Here is a 14,537-nt window from a genome sequence, read left to right as displayed (position 1 = left end):
ACTACCTAACTGCCTGCCATGCGTCCCGACCGCCTTTTTCCCCTCTTGCCTTCTTACTCTTCGCTGAAAGAGTATCTCTCACACCCGCTACTGCTCGCGTGTCTATTGCTGCTACCCGGGTGTCTACCGCTCGCTAGGTTCACCCAACAGCCCCGAGCCGGTAATCACGCCGTTGATACGTTCATCAGGCAGCAAATGAAGGCCCTCGGCATTCCCGGCCTGGCCGTAGCCGTAATTAAAAAGGGCAAGCGGGTGAAAGTGAGTGCGTACGGTAGCGCCAATCTCGAATGGAATCGTCCGGTCACAGTCCACACGAACTTTCAGATTGCCTCGTGCACCAAGTTGCTGACTTCCACCCTCGTGCTCAAAGCCATATACGCCGGCAAGCTGCGCTTGCAGGATCCTGTCGGCAGGTACCTGGACTCTATTCCCCCCAGCTGGCAAGCCCTGCGCGTCGAGCACCTGCTCTCGCATTCCAGCGGGCTCCGTGAATTTCAGGGAAATGCGTACGCGTCAACTGCCACCGTTGTGCGAGCACTCAAGGACTCCACGTTGGAGTACGTGCCAGGCACCAGCCAGCACTACGCGCAGGCGGACTTTATGCTCGCGGGCCACATTCTGGAAAAGATCTACGGTAAGCCGTTTCCGCAAATTCTGCGGGAAGAGGTCCTGCTCCCGCTACACATGATGGACGGGGCCTACGACATGGAACAGCGAGTGGGTTCGTTTATGCGCACGGACCTGATTGCGCAAAAAGTCACCACGTACTACGACTGGGAAAAGCAGTTGCGTGCCTACAAGTACCTCTACCCCCAGTACACCTACACGGCGGGGGGGTACTTTGCCTCCATCGACGACCTTGCCAACTGGGCCATTGGACTGGACCAGAACGTGCTCTTCCCGGCTGCTTTTGCCCGCCCCCTGTTGTACACGCGCGGTTTGGTCGGCGGGAAGCCATCAGATTTTAGTGCCGCCGGCTGGGCCCTGCCGGAGGAGCAGACGAGCATCACGTATGCGGGCCACAGCGGTGGGCCGGGACTGGGCGACGTCTGGCGTTTCCCCGAGGAAGGCTACACGGTAATTGTACTCACCAACGACGGCGAGTTGCTGCCGGGCCTGGCGCGCGCCATTGCCGCGTTTTACGTCCCCGGATTAACCCGCGCCGCAAATATCCGGAAGTTTGAGCGGTAGGGGTGCCCAGCGCTTAGCGTAGCATTATTGTTCCCCTATCAGAAGCATCCCTGTGCCAGCCAGAAATACGGTGCATGGAAAAACAGCATCGCCGGAAATAGCCTGGCAAACAGACTACCGCCCACCAACCGCTTAGAATGTACCAGTTGGGGGTGCGTTTGCGAGGAGCCTACCCAACTCACGGCCATTTTCTGCCACCGGGTGCTCCGTTTCCTTGACGTGGTCGAATGCCTGCAGGAGCCGCTGCTGGTGTTCGGGACAGGGCGTGAAACGCTGGCGGTGGGCCCGCAGGTGCTGACCGGCCCGGTGATAGAGCTGCCGGCAGTAATCGATCCGACACTTCCGGCACAATGTTTTCCCTGTCCGGCATGCGTTAAGCAAAAGCCAGTAGCTCGGGTTGGTACGGAAGCCAGGAATTCGTTGAGCGGCTCTGGCGCTCCGTGAAATGGGAGTGCATCTACCTCAACCCCGCTGACGATGCGCAGCACCTCTACCAGCAACTGCAGGCCTACTTCACCTACTACCACCGCCGACCCCACCAAGCCCTGAAAGGCCAGACACCCGCCACGATCTACGCCCAAACGCCTACTTCAAAACCCGAACTCATTTGCTTAATGAACCCCGCTTAAGCTGGCCAGTTTTTGGGGAGTAGTACAGCTTTACCCTGGTCGAGAATAAGCGCCAGCTCGCCTCCCATACCGGTCTGGACGTGATGCAACGGCAAACCCAGAGAGGGATGTCCCAGGGCCCCCTGCTAGAAACTCCCTGCCGTAATTTTATTCCTCGCTTATATAAGCAGACCGCCTAGTGGGCAACTCTGCCCACTAGGCGGTCTGAATGCTATAGCAGTACGTTCCGGGACGGATTGCATAATTAGGTTCCCAATGATATCGTATTTTTTTCCTCCTGAGAGGCTGGGTACAGGGTCACTGGGTAGCGTAAAGATGCTGTACGCGGCGGGTAGAGCCAAGCTGCTGGGCCACAAGCGTGAGGTTTTGGGTGGCAATGGTGGGGTTGCGCAGCACCTGTTGCAGCGCCAGGGTGAGCTGGGCCGAGGTGCGGCGGCGACGGGCAGGGCGTTTGCTCAGGTCGAGGCAGCGGTTATGGATGGTTTCTTCGTAGACGAGCTGGTCCTGGCCATTGTAGAAGCGCACGAGGGTATAGTCACGGGTGGTGAGGTTGGTTTCGAGGTTCCAGTAGCCGGGCAGGGTGGCTACCGGCCCCTGAGCGCGGGCAAGAGGTGATGCCAACACCAGCAGCAAGAGAAAGAGCAGGCGGGAAATGAGCAGGGAATTCATAGCTGTAAGGGAAATGAGGGTTGAGGAAAAAGGGTGAAGAGCCAGTAGTGGGGCGCGGGCACCGCGAAACCGGCTACTGCCCCACAAATCGGGTGGCCACGTAAGTGCCTTGGCCGGAAATGGCCTGCCACTGGCCACTGATTTTCTGGAAGACGATGCTGCGGCGCACGTAGAGAAAGGACTCGCCGGCCGGGGTGCGGATTTTGATGCGCTTGGTCACAACCATGGTGGTCAGGTCCGGGGTGTAGGCAAAAATGTCGAACTGGGGAGCCATGCGCTCCACTGTTTGCCAGGGGCCGTGAATCAGGGTTTGTATTTCGGCGGCTTTGTTGTTGAGTTCGTTGTTGGGGGTGCAGTTGTAGTAAGGCTCGCTGTAGTAGCGGGCGAAGTAGGCGGAGTCTTTGGCAACCATTGCCCGGTTGTGGTCGTCGTCAAGGCGGTAGAAGTAGGCCTTGGCCTCGTCGGCGGTAGCAAACTCCGGGGCCGCCTGGGGTGCCACGGTGTCGTTTTTCTGACAGGCTGCCAGGGGCAAAAAGCAGAGGAGGTACAGGAGTTTTTTCATGGAATTGCGGGGCTTGCTGTGTGGATTTAACGGGCCTGAGCTGGGTGCCGGAGTAGCCGTGCTGCTGGTGAGTAAACCAAAGGTGGGGGTCCGGAAAAACGCCTGCCAGCTTATTCGCCCGGCGGCGTTGGCCCGACCCAATACACCGGCTTACCGGCGACCAACAACCGGTCTGGTCGTTGGTCGACGCCGGCTTGTCGTTAGTCTATAAAGCCCGCTGTTACTAGGCCGGCCGGGGTGTCCCCGATATATTTACTTCAGCTTCACCCCATTCCACCCCATGGCACAGGCACCGCAACCGTCGCTTGGGCGGGCTCTTCTCGCGCTGCCCGCGGCGCACTGGCTGCAACACGGCCTGTTTTGGACCGTGGACACGGCCCTGGTGGTGAACCTGTTTCTGCACGGCATGACAACCGACTTCCGGATGGCCCTGCGCGACGCCTGCCTGGTGCTGCTACAGCACCTTGTGCTCACCTATGCCCTGCTCTACGGGGTGTTGCCGGCACTGTGGCAGGCCAGCCGCAGCCACTTTCTGCTGCGGCTGCTGGCCTGGTTTGGGCTGAGCGTGGGAGTGACGTTTGGCTTCCGGTTCCTGGTATTTGTGCCGCTGCACGCTGCGGTGGCGTCGTCGTTCCGCGACTACCACGTGGTGTTTTCCATCGGGCCCTACGTGCTGATGCTGTGCACGGTGGGCGTAGCCGCCTGCCTGCGCCTGTACCGGCAGCTGCGGCAAAAGCAGCTCGACAACGTCCGACTTACCCACGAGAATTATCTGGCCGAACTGCAACTCCTCAAGGCCCAAATTCACCCGCATTTCCTCTTTAATACCCTCAACAACCTGTATGCCCTCACCCTGAAGCAGAGTAGCCAAGCCCCGGAGGTGGTGGAGCGCCTTGCCAGCCTGTTGCAGTTTGTGCTGGAGCAGGGCGATGCCCCGCTGGTAGACCTGGCGGCCGAAGTGGCCCTGCTGCGCAACTACGTCGCGCTGGAGCAGCTGCGCTACGGGACACGCCTCACCCTGCAGTTTGAGGCCAATGACATTCCCCCGGCGGGCCGCATTGCGCCGCTGCTCCTGCTGCCGCTCGTGGAAAACGCCTTCAAGCATGGCTCGGCCGAGCAGGTCGGCCGGGCCCACATCCGTATCGTGCTGGCCGGGGCGGGCCCCCGCTTCAGCTGCACCATCACCAACACCAAAAACGCCGCCCCCGCCGCCCCAACCGACCACCATGGTATTGGCCTGCTGAACGTGCGCAAGCGCCTGGAGCTGCTTTACCCGCAGCGGCACCGCTTCGAGGTAGAATCCGGCGACGAGACGTTCACGGTGCGGCTGGTACTGGAGCTGCCGGCCACCGCGGCGCCCACCGAAGCCGCTGATGATGGCCGCCCAGCCTACGCAGCCGTTTCCGCCGACCGCCCGCCCGTTTACGCCGCACCCATCGGGGCCGCCCCGTCGCTATGAAGGCGTTGTTTCGGCACCGCGTGGCGCGGCACGTACTTTTTTGGGCGGCGGTTTCGGTGTTCTTCGTCCTGATTCAGGGGACGACCAATGCCGTGGGGGGCACACGGTTTTACGTGGTGCGGGAGTATTTTTCTACCCTGCTGCCCACATTTTTGCTCACCACCTACCCGCTGCTGTACGGGCTGCTGCCGGGGTTGCTGGGGCCGCGCCTCCGGCCGCTGCTGGTGCTGCTGCTGCCCGCTTGGGCCGTGGCGGGTGGGCTGCTGGCCGGGCTGATGCGGGCGCTGTACGCGGTGGTGCTGGCGCCGGCGCTGTTTGGCCAGTTGCCGGGCCGGGCCTTTGCCTGGAAAGAGTATCTGGGGCTGATCAGCTTCAACTTTTTTGCCCTGCTGGTGGTGGCCGGCGGGGCGTCGGCCATCAAGGTGTTCAACGGCTGGCACGCCCAACAGGAACTCAGCCAGCGCCTGCTGCAACGCAGGGCGCAGACCGAACTGCAGCTGCTAAAGGCCCAACTGCAGCCGCCGTTTCTGTTCAGCACGCTGCGCACGCTGCACACGCTCACGCTGCACAAGTCGCCCGCATCGCCGGGGGCAGTGCTGCAGCTCTCGGCCCTGCTGCGCTACATGCTCTACGAAAGTCCCCTTGATGCCGTGCCGCTGGCCGACGAGGTAGTCATGATGCGCGACTACGTGGCCCTGGAAAAGCTGCGGGTGGGCAGCCACGTGGACGTGTCGCTCAACTTCACGGGCCCCCTGACGGCTCACCTCATTGCCCCGCTGCTGCTGCTGCCCTTCATTGAAAACGCCTTTCGGCACGGCACGGGGCCGGCGGTGGAGTGCCCCTGGGTGAGCATTGATCTGGTAGCCAAGCGCCATTCCCTCGCCTTCAAAGTCATCAACAGCCGCGCCGAAACCAACGCCGCCTTCGCCGAAGGCTGGGGCCTGGCCAGCATCCGGCAGCGCCTGGCCCATCTTTACCCCGGGCAGCACGAGCTCAAACTGATACCCGAAGCCGATACCTTTACGATAGTGCTCCACCTGCGCCTCACGCCCGCACCTACCGCCCCGGCCGGGCCCGCGCCGCGCCTCACCACAGAATCAACCCCATGAAAACGCAATGCTTGGTGGTAGACGATGAGCCGCCGGCGCTGGAAGTGCTGGCCGCGCACATTCGCGAAGTGGCGCACCTGGAGTTGGTGGCCACCTGCGATAACGCGCTTGCGGCCTTCGGCGTGCTGCAGCAACAGTCGGTCGACTTGATATTTCTGGACATCAAAATGCCCAAAATGCTGGGCACCGACTTCCTGCGCAGCCTGCGCCACCCACCACAGGTTATCTTCACCACCGCCTACCGCGAGTACGCCTATGAGGGCTTCGAACTGGATGCCGTGGACTATCTGCTCAAGCCCGTGTCGCTGGAACGCTTCCTGAAAGCCGTGGCCAAAGTGAATAAAACCGAGGCCCCGACCGCCAGCGCTGCCGAGCCCGTCCACGCTCCCAACCCGGAAGCCTTTTTGTACTTTCGCATCGATAGAAAGATGGTGAAAGTGGTGCTGCGCGACATTTTGTACGTGGAAGGCCTGAAGGATTACGTGAAGATTCACACCGTACTGGGCCCACCGCTGGTGGTGAAGCAGACCATCAACGGCATGGAGGAGAAGCTCTCAGAAAGCAACTTTCTGCGGATCCACCGCTCGTTCATCGTGGCCTTGGACAAAGTGCGCACGTTTAATGCCCGGCATATTGAGGTGGCGCAGGAGGAATTGCCCATCGGCCGGCTGTTTCGCCAGCGGGTAACGGAAGTACTCGGGTAATTGCCCGTGCCTGTTCCCGGCGCTGAGTTCGGAAGAGAGCTTCCTGGGGCGGGAAAGAACGCAAAGCCAGTGTTGCTGCAAGTCAAGTGCCGCGATGCATGTGCCGGAACGCGGGGGAAGGGCTTCAAGGGCACAATTCTCTTCCCACAATGCCTGCAACGCGCGGCAACCGGCAATCAGCGCCATGTGCTTGGAGAACATCGCAGGCAGATGCTCAGCAGTAAATTAACGGGCCCTGTGGGCATTGATGGTGCCAGCAGAAGTAGCGACCAGCTAGTGTGAAGTCAGTGAAAAGGATACAAATGCTAGGTCAGCTGATAGTTCTTGCCGCAGGTTGTTTACTAAAGGTGAATCCTTTTTAGCAGCTATTCCGCTGACTTACCATTTCTATCCTTTCGGCGGTGTTGATTATGTCCGCTTATTATTTCTAACCTTTCGAGTCCAAAGATGACCTTTTGTGATTCAGCGGGCAGTAAATTGTATACTGGTAAAGCATTACCTGATTTAGTATGCTTTCTGGAATGAATGCAGCCCAATAGTAACAGGGGGTACAATTTTGTGAATTCCGTGCTACAATTCACAAAGCCTATAAAGTAAATAAAAGCACAAAACGTCTTGAAATATATAGCTTATTTGTGCTAATTTAGACTTTATTTTGTTCATTCTTATTCCTGTTCAACGTTTTATACCTTATAAATCCCTTGCACCTTAGCGTCATCAATAAGTTTGTGAGCTTTTTTTATTTATCGTCTATTTACTGTATTTACAGGGGTATAAATTTTTACCTTCTGATATTTATACCAGTTAAAGAATATAAATGGTATGTGAAGAATAGATTTTTGAGCACAAAGGATGGATATTACCTCACAGTGAACGAGTTTAAAATCATGCTCTCGCTCAAGGCCCCCAAGAGCCACCAGCCGGAGCAGTATGAGAAGATTTCAGCCCTGCAGAATCTGAAGAAGCTGGAAATCCGAGACCCCAAGCTGTTCAACCAGATTCTGGGTAATGCCAAGAAGCTGAATGCCCTTTTCTCCTTCTGCTACAAATATAAAACTGGCAAGTAAAGGCTGATAATAACCTCGATGCACTATTCCTCAAGATGGTAAGCCTTAGCTAAACGGTACGACGCGGGTGGGTCTGTTCATAAGAAAAAAGTGTCGTCTATTATAACGCGCCCGGCCCTGTAGCACCCGCAGACCCGGCAGTCCGGCGATACGCTCGTGGTCTGGTGCTCAACCGACTGGGCCGCTCGCTCAAAGACCTGGTCAGGGTATTGTTAAACAAATAGGGGGCAACAGCCGACTCGCCCCTGTGCCGATTTGCTCGGTAGCTGACACATCTATTTTGGTTGTGCATTTTTGCCGTTCCAATTTACCCGCTGAATTAGTGCCTTTATTCCCCCGCAGATTTTTCCCCTGGCTGCTCTGCTTACTTATCGGGTGCGCTGGCGCGCCGTGGGCCCGTGTGGTACAAGCCGCGCCCGGTAGCAACCTAGTATCCGATTCTGCGCACGTGCTGAAGACCTATCGGTTCGTCATCACCCGCCTGCCTGCCAACACCCCGAGCGATGCGGCCTTCTACCTGGTCGGCTCGTTCAATAACTGGCAGCCGGCCGATACCCACTACCGTTTCCGGCGGCAGTCCAGTGGCCTGTATGGCTTGGCGCTGCGCACCAAGCAGGCGCGCATCGAATACAAGGTGTCGCGAGGAAGCTGGGCCACCGTGGAGGGAAGCGGCCATGGGCAGGTGCGAGCTAACCGGATGGCGACGCACCAGCAGGCCCGGGCCGGCGAGTTGGAAGTGCGCGTGCAAAGCTGGGAAGATTTGAACGGCACCTTTCAATTTTATTCGCTCTACGACCTGCTGCTGCTGTTCTCGTGCCTGCAGGGGGTTCTGCTTGCAGTTGCCATTCCCCAGACGCAGTACGCCAACCGGGCCGCCAACCGCTGGCTGCTATGGCTGCTGGGCCTGGGGGCGCTGGCCATGCTGCTCACGGTGGTGAGCGGCTACCGCGAGGTGGCCAATGCCTACCCCAAGCTCGCGCTGCTGCCGGATTTTATCTGGTTCCTCTACGGGCCGCTGTTTTACTGCTATCTGCGGCGCCTGCTGTTCAACGAGGTGCGGCCGGCCCACCAGTGGCGCTACCTGCTGCCAGTCGGCTTGCAGTTGCTGGTGTACCTGCCCTATCTGCTGCTCGACAGCTATGAGTTCCAGCTCAAGCTGGTGAGCCACGACGCCGTGCTGCGAGCGGTGCTGCTGGCCACCGGCGCGGCCGCCTGGCTGAGCAACGGGGCCTACTGGCTGGCCTGCCGGCGTATCCTGCGAGCCTATACCCGGCAGTACGAGTCCAGCGCATCGTACGAGCAAAGTCTGCAGTACCTGGGTACAGTGCTGGGCATTCAGGCGGCTTGCCTGATCCTGTGGGGATTCCTGTTCGGACTCGTGCTGGCCAGCCGCTGGGTGCCGTTTGACGTGGATGCGCTGGCGGCCCGCAACGTGGAGCTCATCTGGCTGACGTTTTCCACCCTGCCTTACGTGTTGGGCTACGTGGCCATCCGGCAGCCCGAAATTTTCAAGCTGGTGCCCGCCACCCCGGCCAATGGGCCCGATGTACCGGCGGCCCAGCCGGTGCCCGAAGCTCCGTCCCCCACCCTACCACCCCCCACGCCGGTAGCCGCGCCGCGCCCCGGTCCGGCCCGTCCGCCGCTGGCTCTCGACCAGCCGGCCTTGCTGGCTACCGTAACCGCCTACATGCAGGAGCACAAGCCCTACCTCAACCCCAGCCTGACTATCCATGAGCTGGCTACCGGGCTGAAGCTGCCGCCGCACGTGCTGTCGAAAGTTATCAACGAGGGATTTGGCAAGAACTTCTTTGACTTCATCAACGCCTACCGGATTGAGGAATTCAAGGCGGTGATGGCCACGCCGCGCGCCCAACAGTACAGCCTGCTGGGGGTAGCGCTGGAGGTGGGCTTTAACTCCAAGACGGCTTTCAACCGGGCGTTTAAAAAACAGACCGACCAGACCCCGCGCCAGTACTTCAGCGGCGTCCGCGAGGAGTAAGCGGCCCCGGCGCGGCCGGCGCGCGACCAGGTCGGCGCGCTGGCGGCAGCCCGGCAACGTACCGCCTTGCGAAAGAGGCACCTGTTTTTTTCAGTATAATTCACAGCATGTCAGTGGTTTGAAAATATGATTCGGTGGCGGATAGCCACCGGTGGAAAGTGGAGCGCGGCGCGAAGGGCGCCGCGGTAGGTTTGCCCAAACACTCTGGCCTGGCTAGCCCGACCGGAGCAGGACATCACCTATCCATTCACTCGCCGGCCGCCGGGCCGGCTCCGCTTCCCACCTCCTATGTTTTTCCCCAAGCCCCTGCTGGTGCTGCTGCTCGTACTCGTGAGCCGGCTGTCCGCCAGCGCCGCGCCCCTCGCCAAACCAGTCGCGCCCATCCAGCGCATCGACCCTACCTTCTGGTGGGTGGGCATGAAAAATCCCAAGCTCCAATTGCTGGTGCACGGCCCGGACCTGGCCACCAGCCGGGTGAGCCTGACCAGCTACCCGGGCGTGACGCTCGATGGCTTTCAGCGGCTGGAAAGCCCCAACTACCTGCTAGTAAATCTGACCATCAGCCCCAGCGCCCAGCCAGGTAACTTGCAGCTGACTTTCATCGGCAAGCAGAAAAGCACCTACGCCTACGAGCTGCGGGCCCGCACTACGCCCGGCGACAAGTCGAAGGTGCAGGGCATCAGCAGCGCCGATTTTGTGTACCTGCTCATGCCCGACCGCTTCGCCAACGGCGACCCGGGCAACGACGTGGTGAAGGGTAACCGCGCCCCCGGCGTGGCCCGCGACTCGATGTACGCCCGCCATGGCGGCGACCTGCGGGGCATCGAGCAGCACTTCGACTACCTGAAAGAGCTGGGCGTGACGGCCATCTGGCCTACGCCGGTGGTCGACAACAACATGCCCAAGGCCGGCTACCACGGCTACGCCCTCACCGATTACTACGCCGTCGACCCCCACTACGGCACCAATGAGGACTACGTGCGCTTTGTGCAGCGCGCCCACCAGCAGGGCCTGAAGGTGGTGCACGACGTAGTGCTTAACCACATCGGCAGCTTCAATTACCTCTGGCTCGACCAGCCGGCCAAGGACTGGTTTCACCAGTGGCCCACCTTCACGCGGGGCAACTATCGCAACGGCACCGTGAACGACCCCCACGCATCGTCCCTGGACCGCCGGCTGTTCAGTACCACCATGTTTGACACCACCATGCCCGACCCGGCTCAGGAAAATCCGTTGATGGCCACCTACCTCATTCAAAATTTTTTGTGGTGGGTGGAGTACACCGGCGTCGACGGCTACCGCGTGGACACCTACACGTACTCCGATCCAACCTTCCTCATGAACTGGGGCAAAGCCATTCTTGACGAGTACCCGCAGCTGGGTATGTTTGGCGAAACCTGGATGCAGGAGGCCGAGGGCGTGGCCCAGCAGGCCTTCTGGACGCGCAACGTGTTTCCGCCCGTCAACGGCTTTAAGAGTAACCTGCCCGGCGCCATCGATTTCATTTTGCGTCAGGCCCTGCTCGAAAGCCTCACCAAGCCCGCCGGCTTTGCCGAGGGCGTGGCCAAGCTCTACTACGCCGTGCAGGGCGACTGGATGTACGAGGATGCCAGCCGAAACCTGATTTTCCTGGATAATCACGACGTGGACCGCGTGTTCTCGGTACTGGGCGAAGATGTGCGTAAGCAGAAAATGGCCCTGGCCTGGCTGCTCACCGAGCGCGGCATTCCGCAGCTCTACTACGGCACCGAGGTACTGATGAAGAATTTCAGCCGCCCCGACGGCCTGCTGCGCGAAGACTTCCCCGGCGGCTTTCCCGGCGATGCGCGCAACGCCTTTACGGCCGCTGGCCGCACCCCAGCCCAGCAGGACGTGCATGAGTTCGTGCGGCGCCTGGCACAGTACCGCAAATCGCACCCCGTGCTGCACACCGGCCAGCTCACGCACTTCGTGCCCGAGGACGGCGTATACACCTACTTCCGGCACGATCAGCAGGGCCACAGCGTGCTGGTGATGCTGAACTGCGGTGCGGCCGCCAAAACGGTGCAGCTGAGCCGGTTTGCCGAGCGCCTGAAGGGCTATACTGCCGCGCAGGACGTGCTGACTGAGGCCATCGTGCCAGACCTGCGCACGGCCACCGTGCCGGCCTACTCCGCCCTAATCTGGGAACTACGCTAAGCCCGCAGATATAGCGAAGACTTATGGCATCGATTCTCATTCCGGGTGCCACGAGCTTCAACCATATCGTAACTTTGCCCGAGTTGCCGGCTCCGCGGCCGCAAACCATCCATCAGGTGCCTTTTTACGAGGGCATAGGGTCCACCGGGACGGACAAGACCTTGGCATTCACTCAGCTGTGGCTACTGAATACGTTGTATTCGTCTGCGGGCAACGGTGCCTACGGCCGTCACATCGTCGCGGACTTGCAGGCGCAGGGTGCGGGCCTACTACATGGTGGCCCCCGCCGGAACTGAGCGCCACATCAACCTGATGGATACCCAGGGTCAGCGCATCGCCACGATGGCAAATTCAATCGCTGGATAGGCCTGCTCAATTGTTTTGGCGCCGCTTGCTTGCGCTAGAAGATTCTGCTTGAAAACTACCCAGTCGATGGCCGCCCGATCAATGAAATTGGCTTGCATGATACTGACTACCTCTTCCAAGTATTTCTGCACCGCAGGGGCAGGGGACTTACGTTCTACACTACAAGTAGCAAAGACGAGTAATAAAATGCTGAAGTAGCGTAACCGTTTCATCCGTCCAAGGTGAGAATGCCTGGAATACAGTTAGTCACCCAGAAAACTTCCGGCCACGACCCGCGCACCGACCACTTGCGTCCTGTCATAGAGTCGTCCACTAGCTCAGGGCAACCGCCCGGCTCACTGGTGGCGCACAGAGAACGGCACGCGCAGTCGTTCACGTTTGAATGATAGCCAAATATCCGCTCGTTTAACCTCGTATGATTGCGGTGCCTTTCGGTGAAGGGCAGTTGGAGCAGGAAGCAGGGTCACCACGTTTAACCAAACGCGCGGCTGCGGTCTCGACGTTGTTACAAAGAAAGCGTGCCCTGCTTCCGTTTTGCCTGAAGACTGCACAGTATGGAGGGAACCTAAGCCGCGTGCGGGTATCCCGTATTTGTACGAGACAAGTTGTGGCAAAACCCTGGCCGGCTGATGGTTTCATCTGCTTACTGCTTGCCCAATGCCCGCCGCAAAACCCCTGATTCCCCCGCTCGAATACGTTGTCGGAATCGACATTGCCAAGAGCTCCTTTGTCGCCTGCTTTGGCCAGGTGGACGGCCACCAGCAGGTGCTATTTGGCAAGGAAACTACCTTTGACAACACGCTGGGTGGCCCGGCAGCAAGCGGCTGCCGTTCCGCTGTGGTTTGTAGTCGAAGCCACTGGCGTCTATTACGAGGAGCTAGCGTACTTTTTAGCCGATCAGCAGCAGCTCCTCAGCGTGCTGTTGCCCAATAAGGTGAAGCATTTTGCCCGCAGCACCGAACTCAAAAGCAAGACCGACCAGCTGGACGCGCGCTTGCTCTGCAGGTTGGGTCTGGAGCGGGCGCTGCCTGCCTGGCGGCCGCCTACGCCGGCGTTGCGGCAGCTGCGGGCCCTGGCCCGCGAGCGGCAGGTGCTGACCAAGCAAGGGGCGCAGCTCAAAGCCCGCGTTCATGCCTACCAGCCCAATAGCCGGACGCTGACACGCCTGGCGGCCCAGCAGCAACTTATCCTGCAGCAGTTGGCAGCGCTGGACCAGGACCTGACGGAACTGCTGGCAGCCGAGCCGGAGCTGGCGCGCAAGTTGGCCCAGCTGACCAGTATTCCAGGAATCGGTCTAACGACAGCCATCATCGTGGTAGCCGAAACCAGCGGCTTTGCCATAGTCGAGAACGAGCGCCAGCTCGCTTCGTACGCTGGCCTGGATGTGGTGCAACGGCAAAGCGGCCTCTCGTCGCATGCCACCCGCATCTCCAAGCGCGGCAACACACGCCTGCGCACGGCGCTTTATTTGCCCGCACTCAGCAGCCTACGCTATAATCCGTGGCAAATCGCCTTCTATGCCCGTTTGCGTACGCGTCACCCCAGCGGCAAGCTGGGCGTCATTGCGGTCATGCGCAAATTGCTCGTGCTTTGCTATTCGCTCTGGAAAAACGATCAAGCGTATAATCCTGACTACCCCACCGCCCACCAGAGCGGGCATGAAATAGCCCCGGCCACCGAAGTGAGCCGAGGCTACACAGGATGAACACGCACGTTCTCCTTTAGGAAGTCAAAGATAAATAAATGCGGCTTAGCGCTTGCTTACCATCACAGTATCTTTGTACCAAACTTTTAACCCAGGCCACCTTTACCCAGGTCACGCGGTGGAGTTAACTGTGGAGGGGGATCAGGACCCAAAGGGTCTTGCCATTAAACTGGCTCTAGTGCGCGAACTAGCAGCTGACGTTGATACGACCTAACCGCCCTGCTCATGAGCCACCACGCCGCCCCCGCCACCATCCCCTATCTGGAACGGATCGCTGTGCTCCAGCGCACCGCCCTGTTTGCCGCCACGCCCGCCAACGTGCTGGGAGCCATCGTGCCCATCATGAAAGAAGTTGCTTTCCGCGCTGGGGAAGCGATATTTGAAAAAGGCGACCTTGGAGCGTCGTTGTTCATCGTCCACTCCGGCGAGGTGGTCATCTTTAACGGCGCGCAGCACTTGGCCACGTTTCGGGCGGGCAACTTCTTCGGCGAGTTGGCTCTGCTCGATGCCGAGCCGCGCTCGGCCGCTGCCGTGGCCCGTGGCCCGGTGGTGGCGCTGCGGCTCGACCAGGACGACTTCTACGACGTGATGGAGGAGCGCGGCGAAGTGCTGCGCAACGTGCTGCGGGTACTCTGCCAGCGCCTGCGCCGCCAGAACGAAACCACGGCGGCTGCCCCACTGGCGGCCATCGACAATTAAAACTACCCGGTAGCGTACCAGGCCCTGGCGGTGCGCTCGGTTCAAGGCTACCCTTTAATGTCCCCGGACAAGCGCGGCGGGAGGCCGCGGGCAGGCCAGGTGGGGAGGCTGCGCCATCGGCCGTTAAATTTTGGTAAGCCGGAGCACTGGGATGGGTCCGCGCTTGCGGTATACACCCTTGTTTTTACAGACTAGCGACT

General features: G+C 59.9%; 12 protein-coding genes and 1 pseudogene. 10 read left to right on the top strand and 3 right to left on the bottom strand.

Going from position 1 to position 14,537, the window contains the following annotated elements; genetic code table 11:
• Nucleotides 1–18: 18 nt before the first annotated feature.
• Nucleotides 19–1,191: a serine hydrolase domain-containing protein gene (locus tag EI291_RS15145; protein WP_125421654.1), complete on the top strand. Its 1,173-nt coding sequence runs from the start codon at nucleotides 19–21 to the stop codon at nucleotides 1,189–1,191.
• Between the two features lie 422 nt (nucleotides 1,192–1,613).
• Nucleotides 1,614–1,820: pseudogene (locus tag EI291_RS15140) on the top strand (integrase core domain-containing protein); the annotation flags it as partial.
• Nucleotides 1,821–2,117: 297 nt separating this feature from the next.
• On the opposite strand, the gene EI291_RS15135 reads toward EI291_RS15140, so the two are convergent.
• The gene (locus EI291_RS15135; protein WP_125421648.1) at nucleotides 2,118–2,489 is read right to left on the bottom strand and encodes a hypothetical protein; all 372 of its coding nucleotides are present in this window, start codon (nucleotides 2,487–2,489) and stop codon (nucleotides 2,118–2,120) included.
• A gap of 73 nt (nucleotides 2,490–2,562) precedes the next feature.
• Nucleotides 2,563–3,051: a nuclear transport factor 2 family protein gene (locus EI291_RS15130; protein WP_125421645.1), complete on the bottom strand. Its 489-nt coding sequence runs from the start codon at nucleotides 3,049–3,051 to the stop codon at nucleotides 2,563–2,565.
• Between the two features lie 280 nt (nucleotides 3,052–3,331).
• On the opposite strand from EI291_RS15130, the gene EI291_RS15125 reads away from it, so the two are divergent.
• The 6 genes from EI291_RS15125 (at nucleotide 3,332) to EI291_RS15100 (ending at nucleotide 11,567) form a co-directional block, all read left to right on the top strand.
• Entirely contained in the window at nucleotides 3,332–4,510 is a 1,179-nt protein-coding gene (locus EI291_RS15125; protein WP_125421642.1) for a sensor histidine kinase, read from the top strand.
• Complete coding sequence (locus tag EI291_RS15120) at nucleotides 4,507–5,619, top strand: sensor histidine kinase (RefSeq protein WP_125421639.1); 1,113 nt, start codon at nucleotides 4,507–4,509, stop codon at nucleotides 5,617–5,619. Before EI291_RS15125 ends, EI291_RS15120 begins: the two co-directional genes overlap by 4 nt.
• Nucleotides 5,616–6,323, top strand: a complete 708-nt coding sequence (locus EI291_RS15115; RefSeq protein WP_125421636.1) for a LytR/AlgR family response regulator transcription factor — start codon at nucleotides 5,616–5,618, stop codon at nucleotides 6,321–6,323. The genes EI291_RS15120 and EI291_RS15115 overlap by 4 nt, the downstream gene beginning before the upstream one ends.
• An 869-nt stretch (nucleotides 6,324–7,192) precedes the next feature.
• A complete protein-coding gene (locus tag EI291_RS15110) occupies nucleotides 7,193–7,390 on the top strand; it encodes a hypothetical protein (protein WP_125421633.1) in 198 nt (65 codons plus the stop codon).
• A 448-nt stretch (nucleotides 7,391–7,838) separates the two neighbouring features.
• Nucleotides 7,839–9,389, top strand: coding sequence for a helix-turn-helix domain-containing protein (locus EI291_RS15105; protein ID WP_125421630.1), 1,551 nt, complete (start codon nucleotides 7,839–7,841; stop codon nucleotides 9,387–9,389).
• A 288-nt stretch (nucleotides 9,390–9,677) separates the two neighbouring features.
• The gene (locus EI291_RS15100) at nucleotides 9,678–11,567 is read left to right on the top strand and encodes a glycoside hydrolase family 13 protein (protein ID WP_125421627.1); all 1,890 of its coding nucleotides are present in this window, start codon (nucleotides 9,678–9,680) and stop codon (nucleotides 11,565–11,567) included.
• Nucleotides 11,568–11,893: 326 nt separating this feature from the next.
• Here the strand turns inward: EI291_RS15100 and EI291_RS15095 are convergent, their stop codons facing one another.
• Entirely contained in the window at nucleotides 11,894–12,145 is a 252-nt protein-coding gene (locus EI291_RS15095) for a hypothetical protein (protein WP_125421624.1), read from the bottom strand.
• A 578-nt stretch (nucleotides 12,146–12,723) separates the two neighbouring features.
• Here EI291_RS15095 and EI291_RS15090 point away from each other — a divergent pair.
• Entirely contained in the window at nucleotides 12,724–13,638 is a 915-nt protein-coding gene (locus tag EI291_RS15090; protein ID WP_170172664.1) for a transposase, read from the top strand.
• Between the two features lie 225 nt (nucleotides 13,639–13,863).
• Complete coding sequence (locus tag EI291_RS15085; RefSeq protein WP_125421618.1) at nucleotides 13,864–14,337, top strand: Crp/Fnr family transcriptional regulator; 474 nt, start codon at nucleotides 13,864–13,866, stop codon at nucleotides 14,335–14,337.
• Nucleotides 14,338–14,537: the final 200 nt, after the last annotated feature.

This window comes from Hymenobacter rigui, assembly GCF_003944715.1.
GTDB lineage: Bacteria > Bacteroidota > Bacteroidia > Cytophagales > Hymenobacteraceae > Hymenobacter > Hymenobacter rigui.
Note: the sequence above shows the minus strand (reverse complement) of the source record. Positions and strands in the feature narration are given on the sequence as shown.

What these genes read in the sequence shown, in the direction of transcription:
- EI291_RS15145 (WP_125421654.1), top strand. Translation starts at nt 19, where the DNA reads ATGCGTCCCGACCGCCTTTTTCCCCTCTTGCCTTCTTACTCTTCGCTG.
- EI291_RS15135 (WP_125421648.1), bottom strand. Translation starts at nt 2,489, where the DNA reads ATGAATTCCCTGCTCATTTCCCGCCTGCTCTTTCTCTTGCTGCTGGTG.
- EI291_RS15130 (WP_125421645.1), bottom strand. Translation starts at nt 3,051, where the DNA reads ATGAAAAAACTCCTGTACCTCCTCTGCTTTTTGCCCCTGGCAGCCTGT.
- EI291_RS15125 (WP_125421642.1), top strand. Translation starts at nt 3,332, where the DNA reads ATGGCACAGGCACCGCAACCGTCGCTTGGGCGGGCTCTTCTCGCGCTG.
- EI291_RS15120 (WP_125421639.1), top strand. Translation starts at nt 4,507, where the DNA reads ATGAAGGCGTTGTTTCGGCACCGCGTGGCGCGGCACGTACTTTTTTGG.
- EI291_RS15115 (WP_125421636.1), top strand. Translation starts at nt 5,616, where the DNA reads ATGAAAACGCAATGCTTGGTGGTAGACGATGAGCCGCCGGCGCTGGAA.
- EI291_RS15100 (WP_125421627.1), top strand. Translation starts at nt 9,678, where the DNA reads ATGTTTTTCCCCAAGCCCCTGCTGGTGCTGCTGCTCGTACTCGTGAGC.
- EI291_RS15095 (WP_125421624.1), bottom strand. Translation starts at nt 12,145, where the DNA reads ATGAAACGGTTACGCTACTTCAGCATTTTATTACTCGTCTTTGCTACT.
- EI291_RS15085 (WP_125421618.1), top strand. Translation starts at nt 13,864, where the DNA reads ATGAGCCACCACGCCGCCCCCGCCACCATCCCCTATCTGGAACGGATC.